3 protein-coding genes are annotated in these 2370 nt (G+C 67.7%); all 3 read right to left on the reverse strand.

The genetic code is table 11. The annotated features are described in order from the left end of the window. A partial coding sequence (locus A5781_RS02190) for a cytochrome P450 (RefSeq protein WP_156624304.1) occupies window positions 1–801 on the reverse strand: 801 nt, incomplete at its 3' end. Window positions 802–951: 150 nt separating this feature from the next. Continuing rightward, window positions 952–2145 (reverse strand): MFS transporter, encoded by a 1194-nt coding sequence (locus tag A5781_RS02195; RefSeq protein WP_231987275.1) that lies wholly within the window; start codon window positions 2143–2145, stop codon window positions 952–954. Beyond that, the coding region (locus tag A5781_RS02200; protein ID WP_197503654.1) for an OST-HTH/LOTUS domain-containing protein at window positions 2132–2370 on the reverse strand (239 nt) is incomplete at its 5' end. The genes A5781_RS02200 and A5781_RS02195, both read right to left, overlap by 14 nt.

A 2370-nucleotide genomic window follows, 5' to 3' on the forward strand; every position in this document is an offset into this window, starting at 1 on the left:
GAGGACGTGCACCGAGGCGGCCACCTGGTTCCGAGTGGTGTCCGTCCCCGCCAGCAGGAGGCCGCCCGCGAGCATCCGCAGCTCGGCGGTGTTCAGCCGGTCGCCTGGAAAAGTCGGGTCCTCGGCGCGAATCAGGTCCGAGAGCAGGTCATCGGTCAAGCTGTGCCGCCGCCGCGCGACCATGTCGTCGACGTAGGCGTCGAGCTGGTGCCAGGCGTTCATGACGACAGGCTCAACCGCGCGCAGGTCGACGCTGAAGCTGAAGGCCTTGAACACGTCGTCCGCCCACAACGAGAACTGCTGCCAGTCCTCGCGCGGAGCGCCGAGCAATGCGCAGATGATCGGGACGGGGTAGGGGCGCGCGAGGTCGGCGACGACGTCGCAGCGACCCGCGTCGATGACCGTGTCCACCAGCTCGTTCATCACCTCGACCATGGTGTCGTGCAGCCGCAGGGTCGCGCGGGGCGTGAACGCCTTGGACGTCAGGCTGCGCAGCCGATGGTGTGCGTCGCCTTCCAGGCACAGCAGGCTGTTGATCACCTTGTCCCACAAGGGGCCCGACGTGACGCCCTGGACCAGCAGGTTGATCCCCGGCGGGATGTGGAATCGGGCGTCGCGAAGAACGGAGCGGACGAGGTGGTAGGAGAGGACTTCGGGTCCGTGCGGCCCGATGGCGACGGGAGCCTGCCGTTGCGCCGCCTGCAGGCGGGGATAGACGTCGGCCGGGGTTTCTTCCGCGCCATAGGCCAACGTCGGCAGATCGGCATCGAAAACGCTTGTGGGAGCGGTACCGACGGTCATGACGGTCTCCTCGAGGTCGCGCGAGCGATGCGTTCGCGACAACTTTCACACAATGTATGGCCGTACCGATTGGGTGTCAACGATCTTGCGGCTTCGCGGCCCAACGGGCCATACAAATTGGAAGGCGTGTGTGGCCGTGCGGTTTGAGGCCTACCCGTGTCTCATGCCGCGGACCAGTTGGTCGCCGATCAGCGCGACCGCGAACACGGCGCCGGTGACTCCCGAAATGATCAGCGGCAGTTGACCGTTCGCGCCCCAGAGTAAGCCCGCCCACAACCCCGCCGCCAGGACGGCCAGTCCGATGAGGCCCTGGAACAGGCCCTGAGCGCTGGCCTGGTGCTCCGGGTCGACCAACCCCGAAATCCAGGCCTTGCCCACCCCGTCGGTGCACCCGGTGAACAGCCCGTAGGCGCCGATCAGCAGCCACGCCGTCACGGTGTCGGTGGTCAGTCCCAATCCGATGTAGCCGATCGCGAAGAATGCCAGGCCGAGGCCGAACAACGCCGGCCTGCCGACGCGGTCGGCCAGCGATCCGGCCGGGTAGCTGGCCAGGGCATACACCGCGTTGTAACCGACGTACGCCAGAATCACCCCCACCACCGAGAAACCAATCTCGTTGAGCCGCAACAACAGCAGGGCGTCGGGAAAATTCGCCACGCTGAACAGCACGAGGAATGCGGTCACCCGCCAATACGGCCGCGGCAACGAGCGCACGCCGGCCCACATCGATTGCCGCTGCGCTCGCGGGGCGCGACGGCTGCGCTCGCGCACCAGGAAGACGAGCGCCACGCTGAGGACGGCGGGCGCGATGGCGACATACAACAACGGCGCGATCCGGTGGTCGAGCAGCTCATAACCCACCAGCCCGAGCAGCGGACCGAAAACGGCGCCGAAGGTGTCCATCGCGCGGTGGAAGCCGAAAACGCGGCCGCGCAGTGCCTCGTCCACATCGTCGACCAGCAGCGCGTCCCGCGGCGCACCGCGCACGCCCTTACCGAGCCGGTCGACGACGCGACCCGCGAGCACGCCCGGCCACGCCGCGGCCACCGCGATGATCACCTTGCCCAGCGCCGCCATCCCGTACCCGGTGGCGATCAACGGGCGCCGGGCGAACCTGTCGCCGAGTGGCCCCGAGGCGAGTTTCGTCAGCGAGGCGGCGCCCTCGGCCGCGCCCTCGACGGCTCCCACCACCGACGGCGGCGCACCCAGCACCGCCGTCAGGTAGATCGGCAACAGCGGATACAACAGCTCACTGGCCGTGTCCTGCAGAAACGAGACCCCGGAGAGCACCCGGACGTTGCGAGTGAGCCAGCGGGCCCCCACGTCGGGTTCACTCTGGGGCACGAAGCCGGACCATCCGTGTCGTCGACGTCTCGTCCAACTCGACGACATCGGACCGCGAACGCAGGAAATCGCTGAATGACCGGAATCCCAAGGATTTTTCGCTGAACGACGGGTCCATCCGCTTCATCTGTGCCTTCACCGCCGAATTGTGCAGCCAGTCGACGTCGTCCTTCTCCAGGCCGATTTGCAGCGCACGCGTCAGCAGCGCGGTGGCGGCGGCCTGCG

It is taken from the genome of Mycobacterium sp. 852002-30065_SCH5024008, from assembly GCF_001665645.1.
Classification (GTDB): domain Bacteria; phylum Actinomycetota; class Actinomycetes; order Mycobacteriales; family Mycobacteriaceae; genus Mycobacterium; species Mycobacterium paraffinicum.